Origin of the sequence: Variovorax paradoxus B4 (assembly GCF_000463015.1) — a bacterium.
Taxonomy (GTDB): domain Bacteria; phylum Pseudomonadota; class Gammaproteobacteria; order Burkholderiales; family Burkholderiaceae_C; genus Variovorax; species Variovorax paradoxus_E.
This window is the reverse complement of sequence record NC_022247.1, coordinates 84,427-98,130: the sequence shown is the minus strand read 5'-3', so window position 1 is coordinate 98,130 and position 13,704 is coordinate 84,427. Positions and strand designations below refer to the sequence as shown.

Here is a 13,704-nt window from a genome sequence, read left to right as displayed (position 1 = left end):
TACCAATCAGCCGAAACGCACGTATTCGAAATCGACCGGCTGGCGGTTGATGCCCATCACCGGCGGCGAGATCCAGCCTGCGAACTTGCCCGGCTCGACCACGCGGCCCATCAACGATGCCACGAAAGCGAAGTCTTCGGCGCTCGGCAGCCATTCATTGCGCTTGGCGGCCCATTCGATCTCGTTCACCACGCGGCCGTCCGGCGACATCTTGATGCCGGCGAGCGCGCCGATCTGGCGGTTGAAGGCCTTGTGCGGCACGGCCAGCCGGGTCGGGATGCCGGCCTTCTCGAGCACCTTGTTCCAGCGGCCGACGCCAGCCATCGAGTCCTTGATGAAGTCGTCGCGCAGCACTTCGTTGAGCGCGTTGAGCATCGGCACGTCCTTTTCGACCAACTGGCCGTCCTTCACCTCGAGCACCTTGTAGGTCTGGCCCTTGAGCACGTGGTCATCGGTGCGCTTGCCCTCTTCATAGCGGCCCTTCAGGCCCGAGCTGTAGAAGATGGCGGCGTTGCTCGACTGGTCGGCGCCGAACAGGTCGATGGTCACGCTGTAGTGGAAGTTCAGGTAGCGCTGGATGGTGGGGAGATCGATGGCGCCGGCGGCGCGCACCTTCTGCGGGTCGTCGGTCTTAAGTTCGTTCATCACCTGCGCGGTGCGCGCCAGGACGCGCGAGACACCGCTTTCGCCCACGAACATGTGGTGCGCTTCCTCGGTCAGCATGAACTTCGTGGTGCGCGCGAGCGGATCGAACGCGCTCTCGGCCAGCGCAGCCAGCTGGAACTTGCCGTCGCGGTCGGTGAAGTAGGTGAACATGAAGAACGCCAGCCAGTCGGGCGTCTTCTCGTTGAAGGCGCCCAGGATGCGCGGGTTGTCCACGTCGCCCGAGGTGCGCTGCAAGAGCGCCTCGGCTTCCTCGCGGCCGTCGCGGCCGAAGTGCTTGTGCAGCAGGTAGACCATCGCCCACAGGTGGCGGCCTTCCTCGACGTTGATCTGGAACAGGTTGCGCAGGTCATACATCGACGGCGCGGTCAGACCCAGGTGGCGCTGCTGCTCGACCGAGGCGGGCTCGGTGTCGCCCTGCGTCACGATGATGCGGCGCAGGTTGGCGCGGTGTTCGCCGGGCACGTCCTGCCAGGCCTTCTCGCCCTTGTGGTCGCCGAAGTGGACCTCGCGGTTGGCGTCGCCCGGGTTCAGGAAGATGCCCCAGCGGTAGTCGCGCATCTTCACGTGGCCGAACTGGGCCCAGCCCTGCGGATCGACGCTCACGGCCGTGCGCAGGTAGACCTCGTGGTTGGTCGAGCCCTCCGGGCCCACGTCGTCCCACCAGTTGATGAAGTTCGGCTGCCAGCCTTCGAGCGCGCGCTGCAGCGTGCGGTCTTCGCCGAGGTTGACGTTGTTGGGAATCTTCTCGCTGTAGTTGATCGTGCTCATCGCTGTTCCTTGGGTTGTACGGACTGCGGGTTCTTCAAACGCGGTTCAAATCGAAGCCGGCTTTCTGGCCGGTGCCGTAGACCTTCAGCGCGCCCTTCTCGCCGACGGCGTTGGGGCGGTTGAAGATCCAGTTCTGCCAGGCGGTGAGCCGGCCGAAGATGCGGGTGGCCATGTTCTCCTTGCTTGCGAAGCGCAGGTTGGCTTCGAGGCCGGTGAGCGCGTCGGGCGACATGGCGGCGCGCTCCTCGATGGCGATGCGGATCTCGTCTTCCCAGTCGATGTCGTCGGGCGCGGCGGTGACGAGGCCGAGCTTGAGCGCCTCGTCGGCGTCGAGCGGCTTGCCGGCTGCCGCGCGGGCGGCCTCCAGCGGCGCGGCTTCTTCGTAGAAGCGGCGTTGCAGGCGGCTCTGGTCGTTCACCATCGGGAAGAAACCGAAGTTGAATTCGTTGAGCACGAGCTTCGGCGCGCGCTCGGCATCGTCGGGCAGCGCGAGCATGTAGCTGCGGTCGGCGGCGAAGGCCACTTCGGCCAGCGTGCCGGCGAAGCACGAACCCGCTTCGACCAGCGCGAACAGGCTGCGCGACGACACGTCCAGGCGCGCCAGCGTGCGGCGCAGCGCGCCGATGGTTTCGCGCACCAGCCAGTGGTCCTTGTGGGCGAGCATCACGGCGTCCGATGCGAGCACGGCGGCCGCGTCGCCCTCGGTCTTGAGCAGCCAGGTGCCGATGTCGAGCTCGTTGGTGCGCAGGTTGAGGATGGCGTCGTCGAGTTCGCGGCACATCGCGAGCGGCCACCAGGCGGCGCCCGCGGCTTCGATGGCGGCGATGTCGGCCGGCTGCTTGCCCGTGGGCGCCTTGATGGTGATGGCGGCGGTGCGCTTGCTGCGGTCGATCTGGATGTCGACGTGCGAATAGCTGATGCCGTCGGCGCTGTCGGTGCGCTCGAGGCGGGTCAGCGCCACGCCCTTGCCGCTGGCCGGGCGATCGCTCGCGGCGGCGAGCTGCGAAGCGCGGTCCTGCACGGCGGCAGCGAACTGCGCGGGCTTGGCCACGGCATCGACCAGGCGCCAGTCGACCGCGCGCTGGCCGCGCACGCCTTCGACGCTGGTGCAGAAGATGTCGGCGAGGTCATGGCGCACGTGGCGCTTGTCGGTCACGCGGGTCAGGCCGCCGGTGCCGGGCAGCACGCCGAGCAGCGGCACTTCGGGCAGCGACACGGCCGAGGAGCGGTCGTCCACCAGCAGGATTTCGTCGCAGGCCAGCGCCAGTTCGTAGCCGCCGCCGGCGCAGGCGCCGTTCACGGCCGCGATGAACTTCAGGCCCGAGTGCTTCGACGAATCCTCGATGCCGTTGCGCGTCTCGTTGGTGAACTTGCAGAAGTTCACCTTCCACGCATGGCTCGACACGCCGAGCATGAAGATGTTGGCGCCCGAGCAGAAGATGCGGTCCTTGCCGCTGGTGACGATCACGCTGCGCACTTCGGGGTGCTCGAAGCGCACGCGGTTGAGCGCGTCGTTCAGCTCGATGTCCACGCCCAGGTCGTAGCTGTTGAGCTTGAGCTTGTAGCCGGGGCGGATGCCGCCGTCTTCCGCGATGTCGAGCACCAGGCGCGCCACCGGGCCGTCGAAGCTGAGCTTCCAATGCCTGTATTGCGCGGGTTCGATGCGGTAGTCGACGCGCGGGGGCGCCTGAAGGGTCGTGGTCTCGGTCATACGGAAGTCTCCTGTGTGGGGCAGATGCAAACCGGAAGAATAATGCAGCCTCTGGTTCCGATGACATGCATCATGCTGCATGTGAACAGGCAAGTCAATGCCTGAATCTCTTTTTTTCAAAACCTCAGTTCAGACGTTCAGGCCGATGGATTGACGTGCCATGGCGCGCAGCGCCTGGAAGCTCTGCGCCAGGGTCTTGCCACTGGTGTCCACCGAGAGATCGGCCTTCGAATAGAAGGCGGCGCGGCCGTTCAGGATGCGCCGCAGGTCTTCCATGGCCTCCTTGCTGGCCGCCATCGGACGGGTGTCGCCCTGCGCGGCCACGCGGCCCATGTGCTCCTCGGGCGCGGCCTGCAGCCACACGGTGGTGCAGTGCGCGAGCAGCTCGTTGAAGGTGGCGGGGTCGGACACGATGCCGCCCGGCGTGGCAATGACCACCTCGCTGTAGATCTGGATGGTTTCCTCGAGGGCGCGGCGCTCGTAGCGGCGGTAGGCGTTGGTGCCATAGAGGTCGTGGATCTCGCGCACGCTGCAGCCCGCGAGCGTTTCGATCTCGCGGCTCAGCTCGATGAAGGGCACTTCGAGGTCTTCGGCCAGCATCTGGCCGAGCGTCGACTTGCCCGCGCCGCGCAGGCCCACGAGGGCGATGCGGCGGTGCCGGGCCGGGTCGACCGAGGCCGTGCCCAGCAGCTCGCCCAGCGCCACGCGCACGCGGCGCAGGTCGGCCTCGCTGCGGTTTTCGAGCAGCTCGCGGATCAACAGCCACTCGGGCGAGCTGGTGGTCACGTCGCCGACCAGCTCGGCCAGCGAGCAGTGCAGCGCGCCGGCCACCTGCTGCAGCACCAGGATCGACGCGTTGCCGATGCCGTATTCGAGGTTGGCGAGGTGCCGCTCCGACACGTCCGCCGAAATGGCCACCGCCTTGCGCGTGAGGCCGCGCTGCGCGCGCAGGTTGCGCACGCGCTCGCCCAATGCCGCCAGCAAGGGGTTCCTGGCGGCCTCCACGGCCGGCGCTGCTGCGTTGGCGGCGCGGTGGCCACCGGGCGCGGTGGCCAGCACCGCGTCTACGTGCTCGTTCATGCAAGTCCTCGTTCTTGGCCGGGATTGTGCGCGCTCAGGGTAAACACCATATATGCACTATATTGCTTGACACTCATTGTCTCGATGCTTATTGTTCGGCCACACGCAAGATACTGCACGCACAGCGATCCTGCAAGGTAGTTCAAAAGTTTGCTCCGGCAGCCACCTGCCAGCCAGCCTCCAAAAAGGAAGCCCGCCAATGTCCAGCAAGGAAGCATTTCACCAGTTGATCGCCGGCCTGACGGCCGAAATCGCCGGCCGGCCGCTCGACGAACAGCTCGACCAGTGGCTGAACGCCGCGCACGGCGCGGGCAGCGCCAGCTTCGAACGGCTGCGCCAGGCCTGTATCGGCGGCGTCGCCGAAGGCTGGCTGTGCGAGCGCGAGGGCGGCGGCATCCGGTACGGCCGCGTGTTCAAGGCCGAGGACGCGCTGCACCGCTTCTCGGTCGACGTGGTCGACATGCAGGACATCGCCGGCCCGCACCACACGCATCCGAACGGCGAGATCGACCTGATCATGCCGGCGGACGGCAGCGCCGATGCCACCTTCGACGGACGGCCCGCGGGCTGGTGCGTCTACGGGCCCGGCACCGCGCACCGCCCGACCGTGGCACAAGGCCGCGCACTCGTTCTCTATCTCTTGCCCGAAGGGCAGATCAGGTTCACCCCATGACCGAACTCCTCCCCAACCACGTCGCCGGCCGCTGGCAAGGCGGATCTGGCGCCGGCACGCCTCTTTTCGATCCGGTGCTGGGCACCGAGCTCGTGCGCGTCGACGCCACCGGCCTCGACCTGCCCGCGGCCTTTGCCTTTGCGCGCGAACAGGGCGGCCACGCGCTGCGCGCCCTCAGCTACCGCCAGCGTGCCGGGCTGCTCGGCGCCGTCGTGAAGGTGCTGCAGGCGAACCGCGATGCCTATTACGAGATCGCCACCGCGAACTCCGGCACGGTGAAGAACGACTCGGCCGTCGACATCGACGGCGCGATCTTCACGCTGGGCCAGTACGCGAAGTGGGGCGACACGCTCGGCGACGTGCGCGCGCTGCGCGACGGCGACGCGGCCAGGCTCGGCAAGGAGCCGGTGTTCCAGTCGCAGCATCTGCAGGTGCCGACGCAGGGCGTGGCCCTCTTCATCAACGCCTTCAATTTCCCGTCGTGGGGCCTGTGGGAAAAAGCCGCGCCGGCGCTGCTCTCCGGCGTGCCGGTGATCGTGAAGCCCGCCACGGCCACCGCCTGGCTCACGCAGCGCATGGTGCGCGACGTGGTCGACGCGGGCGTGCTGCCCGCGGGTGCGCTCTCGGTCGTCTGCGGCAGCTCGGCGGGCTTGATGGATGCGCTGCAGCCCTTCGACGTGGTCTCCTTCACCGGTTCCGCCGAGACGGCGGCGCTGATCCGCTCGCACCCGGCCGTGGCCGAACGCTCGGTGCGCGTGAACATCGAGGCCGACAGCCTCAACAGCGCCCTGCTGCTGCCCGGCGCCGCGGCCGGGAGCGAAGCCTTCAACCTGCTGGTGCGCGAAGTGGTGCGCGAGATGACGGTGAAGTCGGGCCAGAAGTGCACCGCCATCCGCCGCATCCTGGTGCCGGCCGAGGTGTACGACGCCGCGGCCGAAGCCATCGGCGCGAAGCTCATGGGTGTGACGGTGGGCAATCCGCGCAACGAGAGCGTACGCATGGGTTCGCTCGTGAGCCGCGCGCAGCTGAATGCAGTGAGCGAGGGCTTGGAAGCACTGTCCGCGCAGACCACCGTACTGTACGACGGCCGCAACACGCCGCTGATCGATGCCGAACCGGCCGTGGCCGCCTGCATCGGCCCGGTGCTGCTGGGCGCGCGCGATGCCGATGCGGCGCAGCGCGTGCACGACGTCGAGGTGTTCGGGCCCGTTGCCACGCTGCTGCCGTATCGCGATCTTGCGCACGGCATCGCGCTGGCGCATCGCGGCCAGGGTTCGCTGGTGACTTCGCTCTACGGCAGCGACGATGCCGCGCTGGCGCAGGCCGCGCTCGCCGTCGCGCCGAGCCACGGCCGCGTGCACGTGATCACGCCCGAGGTCGCGCAGGCCCACACCGGCCACGGCAACGTGATGCCGATGTCGATGCACGGCGGTCCGGGCCGCGCGGGCGGCGGCAGCGAGCTCGGCGGACTGCGCGCGCTCGACTTCTATCACCGCCGCAGCGCGGTGCAGGCGAGCCCCGGCGTGCTCGCCCACCTCGGCCTCTAGAGAAGAGAAATGCACAGGCCCCACGGAGACACACGATGAGCCCACCCGCACGATTCAATTTCGCCGAACACCTGTTCGCCCTCAACCGCGGCCGCGCCGACCGCGCCGCCTACATCGACGACCGCGGCACGCTGAGCTACGGCCAGCTCGAAGACCGCGCGCGCCGCCTGGCCGCCGCGCTCAAGGCCGCCGGGGTGCGGCGCGAAGAGCGCGTGCTGCTGCTGATGCTCGACTGCAGCGACTGGCCCGTGAGCTTTCTCGGTTGTCTCTATGCAGGCATCGTGCCGGTGGCCGTCAACACGCTGCTCACGCCCGAGGACTACGCCTACATGCTCGAACACAGCCGCGCGCAGGCCGCGCTGGTGTCGGGCGCGCTGCTGCCCACGCTGCAGGAGGCAATGGGCCGCGGCACGCATGAAGTACACACGCTGATCGTCTCGCAGCCCGCGGGCGCGCTGCCCGAGGGCGCGCAGGAATTCGATGCCGCGCTCGCCGCCGCCCCCCCGATGGCAGCGCCCGCAGCCACGGCCTCCGACGACCCCGGGTTCTGGCTGTATTCCTCCGGCTCCACCGGCAAGCCCAAGGGCACGGTCCACACGCATGCCAACCTGTGGTGGACGGCCGAGCTCTACGGCAAGCCGGTGCTCGGGCTGACCGAGAACGACGTGTGCTTCTCGGCCGCCAAGATGTACTTCGCGTACGGCCTGGGCAATGCCCTGACCTTTCCGCTGTCGGTCGGCGCCACGGTGGTGCTGATGGCCGAACGGCCCACGCCCGACGCCACCTTCCGCCGCTGGGTGGAGCACAAGCCCACCGTCTTCTTCGGCGCGCCCACCGGCTTTGCCGGCATGCTCGCCTCGCCGAAGCTGCCGGCGCGCGAGCAGGTGGCGCTGCGCATGTGCTCTTCCGCCGGCGAGGCCCTGCCCGGCGAGATCGCACAGCGCTTCAAGGCGCACTTCGGCTGCGAGATCATCGACGGCATCGGCTCCACCGAGATGCTGCACATCTTCATCTCCAACCGCCCCGGTGACGTGCGCTACGGCACCACGGGCCGGCCGGTGGAAGGCTACGAGGTCGAGCTGCGCGGCGAGGACGGCCGCCCGGTGCCCGACGGCGAAGTGGGCGACCTCTACATCCGCGGCCCGAGTTCGGCGCTGATGTACTGGTGCAACCGCGAAAAGTCGCGCGAGACCTTCCAGGGCGGCTGGACCAAGAGCGGCGACAAGTACACGCGCGACGCCGACGGCTACTACACCTATGCCGGGCGCAGCGACGACATGCTGAAGGTCAGCGGCATCTACGTGTCGCCGTTCGAGGTGGAAGCCACGCTGATGCAGCACCCCGCGGTGCTCGAGGCCGCGGTGATCGGCAAGGAAGACGCGGACGGGCTGACCAAGACCAAGGCCTTCGTCGTGCTGAAGGACGGCCAGTCGGTCAGCGACGAGGAGCTGAAGGCTTTCGTGAAGGAGCGGCTCGCGCCGTACAAGTACCCGCGCTTTTTGGAGTTCGTGCAGGAGCTGCCGAAGACGGCGACGGGGAAGATCCAGCGCTTCCGTTTGCGCGAGCGGGAAAAGCAGGCATGACGCGCGCCCTGTCTTTCTCCCTCCCCTCCCGGGGGAGGGCTGGGGCGGGGGCATCGGCGTTTGCATACGCACAGCCCCTGCCAGCGCCGCGAGCCCCCATCCCGGCCATCCCCCGGCGGGGGAAGGAGCAACAGCCATGACTCCCGAGTTCGCAACGATCAACTGGCGCGGCCGCCCCGTGCGCATCGAATGCCAATGGATCGCCCCCGAGCGCACCGATGCCCCGCTCGTCGTCTTCCTCCACGAAGGCCTCGGCTCGATCGCCATGTGGAAGGACTTCCCTGCGCAAGTCTGCGACGCCGCCAACGCCCGCGGCATCGTGTTTTCTCGTCCCGGCTACGGCCGCTCGACGCCGCGCGCCGACGACGAGATCTGGGACGTCGACTTCATGCACCGGCAGGCGCACGAGGTGCTGCCCGCCCTCTTCAGCGCCCTGAAGCTCGACGATGAAAAGCCCTGGCTCTTCGGCCACAGCGACGGCGGCTCGATCTCGCTGCTTTACGCCTCGCGCTTCCCGGACCGCGTCAACGGCCTCGTGGTGCTCGCGCCGCACATCTTCGTGGAAGACGTGACCGTCGCGAACATCGAACAGGCCCGCACCGCCTACCTCTCGACCGACCTGCCGAAGAAGCTCGGCCGCTACCACGACAGCGCCGACTCGGCCTTCTGGGGCTGGAACCGCATCTGGCTGCACCCGCCTTTTCGCGAATGGAACATCGAGGCCGGGCTCGACACCATCCGCTGCCCGGTGCTCGCCATCCAGGGCATCGACGACGAGTACGGCACGCTCGCGCAGATCCGCGGCATCGCGGCGCGCGTCAGGGGATGCGAGCTGCTCGAAATCCCGGAATGCGGGCATTCCCCGCATCGCGATCAGCCGGATCGTGTCATCGTCGCGGCCACCGCTTTCATCACCAAAAACAGGAGACAGACACCATGACCATCCGCACCGCCCGCCTGGCCCTCACCGCGATCGCCTTCGCCGCCCTGGCCACCGCCGCCGGCGCCCAGGGCACCGGCAAACTCAAGGTCGGCCTGATGCTGCCCTACAGCGGCACCTACACCGCCCTGGGCGTCGCCATCGAGAACGGCTTCAAGCTCTACGTCGACGAACACGGCGGCAAGCTCGCCGGCCGCGAGATCGAATACTTCAAGGTCGACGACGAGTCCGACCCGGCCAAGGCGACCGACAACGTCAACAAGCTCATCAAGCGCGACAACGTCGACGTGATCGTGGGCACCGTGCACTCCGGCGTCGCCATGGCCATGGCCAAGGCCGCGAAGGAAAGCGGCACCGTGCTGATCGTGCCGAATGCCGGTGCCGACGCGGTCACGGGCCCGATGTGCGCGCCCAACATCTTCCGCAGTTCGTTCAGCAACTGGCAGCCGGCCTACGCCATGGGCGAAGTCGCCGCCAAGCAGCAGGGCAAGAAGAAGGCGATGACCATCACCTGGAAGTACGCGGCCGGCGACGAGTCGGTCAACGGCTTCAAGGAAGGCTTCGAGAAGAACGGCGGCAAGGTCGACAAGCAGCTCACGCTGCCCTTCCCCAACGTGGAATTCCAGGCGCTGCTGACCGAGATCGCGGCGGCCAAGCCCGACGCGGTGTATGCCTTCTTCGCGGGCGGCGGCGCGGTGAAGTTCGTCAAGGACTACCAGGCCGCTGGCCTCAACAAGACGATTCCGCTCTACGGCCCGGGCTTTCTGACCGACGGCACCTTGGACGCGCAGGGCGAAGCCGCGCAAGGCATGTTGACCACGCTGCACTATGCCGACGGCCTGAACACGGCGCGCGACAACGCCTTCCGCGTCGGCTACGCCAAGGCCTTCAAGCTGCAGCCCGACGTGTATGCCGTGCAGGGCTACGATGCGGCGCAGATGCTGGGCGTGGGCCTGGCCGCCACCAAGGGCGACATCGGCAAGAAGGCCGAATTCACGGCCGCCATCGAGAAGGCCAAGATCGACAGCCCGCGCGGCACGTTCACCATGAGCAAGTCGCACAACCCGGTGCAGGACATCTACCTGCGCAAGGTGGAAGGCAAGGAGAACAAGCTGGTGAGCATCGCGATCAAGGGCCTGACGGACCCGGCCCGTGGATGCAAGATGTAGCCCACCCCCGTCCCTCGCTCACGGCGTGTAGCTCGACTCCCCCCTCGAGGGGGCGACACCGGCGGACCGGCAAAGCCGGATCCGCGGTGTCTCACGAACAATCGCAGGCGCCTGGCGCCTGCTCCTTTCACGGTCTAACCGGGATGATCTCAACGTGGATTTCGGCACCTTCCTTGTCCAGTGCCTGAACTCGGTTCAGTACGGACTTCTTCTGTTCCTGGTGGCCTCGGGGCTCACGCTGATCTTCGGGATCATGGGCGTGATCAACCTTGCGCACGGCAGCTTCTACATGATCGGCGCGTACATGGCGTTCGCGCTCGCGCCGCTGTTCGGCGACCAGTTCCTGCTGATGCTGGTGGCCGGCGTGGTGCTGGCGGCGATCTTCGGCTACCTGCTCGAATGGGCCTTCTTCAGCTACCTCTACCAGCGCGACCACCTGCAGCAGGTGCTGATGACCTACGGGCTCATCCTGGTGTTCGAGGAGCTGCGCTCCATCCTCGTGGGCAACGACGTGCATGGCGTGAAGGTGCCGGCCTGGCTCGACGGCAGCTTCGCGCTCGGCAACGTCATGAGCTATCCGTGGTACCGGCTCTTCGCTTCGGCCGCCTGCATCGTGCTCGCGGTGGCGCTGTACTGGGTGGTCAACCGCACGCGGCTGGGCATGATGATCCGCGCCGGCGCGAGCAACCGCGACATGGTGCGAGGCCTCGGCATCGACGTGAAGCGGCTCTACCGCATCGTGTTCGCGGCCGGCGTGGCGCTCGCGGCGCTGGCCGGGATGATCGCGGCGCCGATGTCCTCGGTGTATCCGAACATGGGCGCGAGCGTGCTCATCATCTGCTTCGTGCTGGTGGTGATCGGCGGCATCGGCTCGATCACGGGCGCCCTCGTGGCCTCGCTGCTGGTGGGCTTCGTCGACACCTTCGGCAAGGTGTTCTTCGCGGACCTGAGCGGCATCGGCATCTACCTGCTGATGGCCATCGTGCTGATCTGGAAGCCCGAAGGGCTGATGGGGAGGCGGCCATGACGCAGGTCCACACTTCCTCCATGCGGCGCGGCGCGTTTCTCGTGCCGGTGATCTGCGCCATTGCCATCGGCGTGCTGGGCCCGCTCATGGGCAACTACGTCTCGGACTTCGTCGTCAAGGTGATGATCCTGTCGATCTTCGCGCTGAGCCTCGAACTGCTCGTCGGCATGACGGGGCTCGTGAGCCTGGGCCATGCGGCGTTCTACGGCATCGGCGCCTACGTCACGGTGCTGGCTTCCGGCAGCGAAGGCGGCAACCTCGCGCTGCTGCTGCCGCTGGCCATGGGCGCGGCGGCGCTCTATGCATTGTTCGTGGGCGCCCTGAGCCTGCGCACGCGCGGCGTGTACTTCATCATGGTGACGCTGGCCTTCGCGCAGATGGCCTTCTTCGTGTTCCACGACACCAAGGTCGGCGGCGGCAGCGACGGCATCTACATGTACGTGCGGCCCGCCATCGGCAAGCTCGACATGGAAAACCGCATGGTGCTGTTCTACGTGGTGCTCGCATCGCTGGTGTTCACCTACGGGCTGCTGGCGCTGGTGCGCCGCTCGCGCTTCGGCGCGGCGCTCGCGGGCATCCGCGTGAACGAGCAGCGCATGCGCGCGGCAGGATTCCCGGTGTACGGCTACAAGCTCGCGGCCTTCGTGCTGGCGGGTGCGCTGGCCGGGCTCGCGGGCTTTCTGCTGGCCTCGCGCGACGGCGTGGTCAACCCCGAGCTGATGGCCTGGCACAATTCGGGCGAGGTGCTGCTGATGGTGATCCTCGGCGGTCTCGGCCACCTGCGCGGTGCGGTCATCGGCGCCATTGCGTTCACGCTGCTGAAGGAAATCTTCTCGACGCACGCCGTGATGGGGCCGTTGGCGGACCACTGGCAGCTGACCCTGGGCATTGCGATCATCGTGTTCGTGGCGTGGCTGCCCAAGGGGCTGATCGGCTTGGCAAAGCGGCTCTCGCCGAAGGGGGCTGCATGACAACTGCACTGCTTTCCGTCGAAGGGCTGACGCGCCGCTTCGGCGGCCTCACCGCCGTCAACGCCATCACGCTCGACCTGCACGTCGGCGAAGTCCATGCGGTGATCGGCACCAACGGCGCGGGCAAGTCGACGCTGATCAACATGCTCTCGGGCGAGATCGAAGCCTCCGAAGGCCGCATTGCGCTCGACGGCATCGACATCACGCGGCGCGCGCAGTGGCGCCGTGCCCGCGCGGGCGTGGGCCGCAGCTACCAGCGCACGACCATCTTCCCGGAGTTCAGCGTGCACGAGAACTGCCGCCTCGCGGCACAGGCCGCCACGGCGCGACCCTGGACGGTGTGGCAGTCGTCCGAGCGCTGCGCGGCCAGCAATGCGGCGGCCGATGCGGCCCTCGAAGCCGCGGGCCTCTCGAACGAAGCCCTGCGCATCGCCGGCACGCTGAGCCACGGCGCGCAGCGCCAACTCGAAGTGGCGATGTGCCTTGCCACCAAGCCCCGCGTGCTGCTGCTCGACGAGCCGCTCGCGGGCATGGGCGCCGAGGAAACCGACCGCATGCTCACCCTGCTCGCGCGGCTGAAGGCCACGCATGCGATCCTGCTGGTGGAGCACGACATGGATGCGGTGTTCCGCATTGCCGACCGCATCACGGTGATGGTGAACGGCACGGTCATCGCCACCGGCGACCCTCGGTCGATCCGCGAGAACCCGGAAGTCCGCACCGCCTACCTCGGAGAAGACCACTGACATGCTCGTCGTCCGCGATCTCAACACCTACTACGGCAGCAGCCACATCCTGCGCGGCGTGCATGCCGGCATTCCGGCCGCCACCTCGGTCGGCCTGCTCGGGCGCAACGGCATGGGCAAGACCACGCTGATCCGCAGCATGATGGGCTACGTGCGCCCGGCCTCGGGCGAGGTGCAGGTCGATGGCCGCACCGTCACCGGCTGGCCGCCCGAGAAGATGGCGCGTCTCGGCATCGGCTACGTGCCCGAGGGCCGCGGCATCTTCCCGAACCTCTCGGTGCGCGAGAACCTCGTGATGAGCGAGCGCGCGGGCATTGACGGCCGGCGCGCCTGGACCTTCGACCGCGTGATGGCCACCTTTCCGCGCCTGGCCGAACGGCTGTCGCACGGCGGCCAGCAGCTCTCGGGCGGCGAGCAGCAGATGCTCTCGATCGGCCGCGCGCTGATGACCAATCCGCGCCTCCTGATCCTCGACGAGGCCACCGAGGGCCTGGCACCGCTGATCGTGGCCGAGATCTGGCGCGTGATCGGCGAGATCCGCGCCACCGGCATCGCCACGCTGATCGTGGACCGCGACTACCGCAAGGTGCTCGCGCACACCGACCTGGCGGTGGTGATGGAGAAGGGGCAGATCGTGCGGCACGGCGCGTCGGCCGATCTGTTGGCGCAGCCGCAGGCGCTGGAGGAATTGCTGGGGGTGTGACGGGCGGCTCACTCCCGCTGTGAGGGGGAGTAACACGTCCGTTCCACCGGGTTTCACCTCTTACCCGCGGCGATGCGGCAGCCGAATGATGTGCGGCTGCACGCCCCATGAATCCCCGGC

12 protein-coding genes are annotated in these 13,704 nt (G+C 67.9%); 9 read left to right on the top strand and 3 right to left on the bottom strand.

Translation table 11 applies throughout. From position 1 onward, the window contains the following. Positions 1–6: 6 nt before the first annotated feature. The 3 genes from boxB to VAPA_RS00460 form a co-directional block, all read right to left on the bottom strand. On the bottom strand, positions 7–1,434 hold the full coding sequence (gene boxB, locus VAPA_RS00470) for a benzoyl-CoA 2,3-epoxidase subunit BoxB (RefSeq protein WP_021004800.1): 1,428 nt from the start codon (positions 1,432–1,434) through the stop codon (positions 7–9). A gap of 34 nt (positions 1,435–1,468) precedes the next feature. Next, positions 1,469–3,145 carry a 2,3-epoxybenzoyl-CoA dihydrolase gene (gene boxC, locus VAPA_RS00465; protein WP_021004799.1) on the bottom strand — a complete coding sequence of 559 codons (1,677 nt, stop codon included), beginning with the start codon at positions 3,143–3,145 and terminating at the stop codon, positions 1,469–1,471. Between the two features lie 129 nt (positions 3,146–3,274). Beyond that, positions 3,275–4,225, bottom strand: a complete 951-nt coding sequence (locus VAPA_RS00460) for a helix-turn-helix transcriptional regulator (protein WP_021004798.1) — start codon at positions 4,223–4,225, stop codon at positions 3,275–3,277. A gap of 199 nt (positions 4,226–4,424) precedes the next feature. On the opposite strand from VAPA_RS00460, the gene VAPA_RS00455 reads away from it, so the two are divergent. The 9 genes from VAPA_RS00455 (at position 4,425) to VAPA_RS00415 (ending at position 13,584) form a co-directional block, all read left to right on the top strand. Beyond that, entirely contained in the window at positions 4,425–4,898 is a 474-nt protein-coding gene (locus VAPA_RS00455; protein WP_021004797.1) for a 4-hydroxylaminobenzoate lyase, read from the top strand. Beyond that, entirely contained in the window at positions 4,895–6,445 is a 1,551-nt protein-coding gene (locus tag VAPA_RS00450; RefSeq protein WP_021004796.1) for a 3,4-dehydroadipyl-CoA semialdehyde dehydrogenase, read from the top strand. The genes VAPA_RS00455 and VAPA_RS00450 overlap by 4 nt, the downstream gene beginning before the upstream one ends. A 35-nt stretch (positions 6,446–6,480) precedes the next feature. Continuing rightward, a complete protein-coding gene (locus tag VAPA_RS00445) occupies positions 6,481–8,028 on the top strand; it encodes a benzoate-CoA ligase family protein (protein WP_021004795.1) in 1,548 nt (515 codons plus the stop codon). Between the two features lie 136 nt (positions 8,029–8,164). Further along, complete coding sequence (locus VAPA_RS00440; protein ID WP_021004794.1) at positions 8,165–8,968, top strand: alpha/beta fold hydrolase; 804 nt, start codon at positions 8,165–8,167, stop codon at positions 8,966–8,968. After that, positions 8,965–10,137: an ABC transporter substrate-binding protein gene (locus VAPA_RS00435; protein WP_021004793.1), complete on the top strand. Its 1,173-nt coding sequence runs from the start codon at positions 8,965–8,967 to the stop codon at positions 10,135–10,137. The genes VAPA_RS00440 and VAPA_RS00435 overlap by 4 nt, the downstream gene beginning before the upstream one ends. A gap of 154 nt (positions 10,138–10,291) precedes the next feature. Further along, positions 10,292–11,164, top strand: coding sequence for a branched-chain amino acid ABC transporter permease (locus VAPA_RS00430; protein WP_021004792.1), 873 nt, complete (start codon positions 10,292–10,294; stop codon positions 11,162–11,164). After that, positions 11,161–12,135, top strand: coding sequence for a branched-chain amino acid ABC transporter permease (locus tag VAPA_RS00425; protein WP_021004791.1), 975 nt, complete (start codon positions 11,161–11,163; stop codon positions 12,133–12,135). The genes VAPA_RS00430 and VAPA_RS00425 overlap by 4 nt, the downstream gene beginning before the upstream one ends. Then, positions 12,132–12,881 (top strand): ABC transporter ATP-binding protein, encoded by a 750-nt coding sequence (locus VAPA_RS00420; RefSeq protein ID WP_021004790.1) that lies wholly within the window; start codon positions 12,132–12,134, stop codon positions 12,879–12,881. Before VAPA_RS00425 ends, VAPA_RS00420 begins: the two co-directional genes overlap by 4 nt. Position 12,882: 1 nt before the next feature. Then, on the top strand, positions 12,883–13,584 hold the full coding sequence (locus VAPA_RS00415; RefSeq protein WP_021004789.1) for an ABC transporter ATP-binding protein: 702 nt from the start codon (positions 12,883–12,885) through the stop codon (positions 13,582–13,584). Positions 13,585–13,704 lie beyond the last annotated feature (120 nt).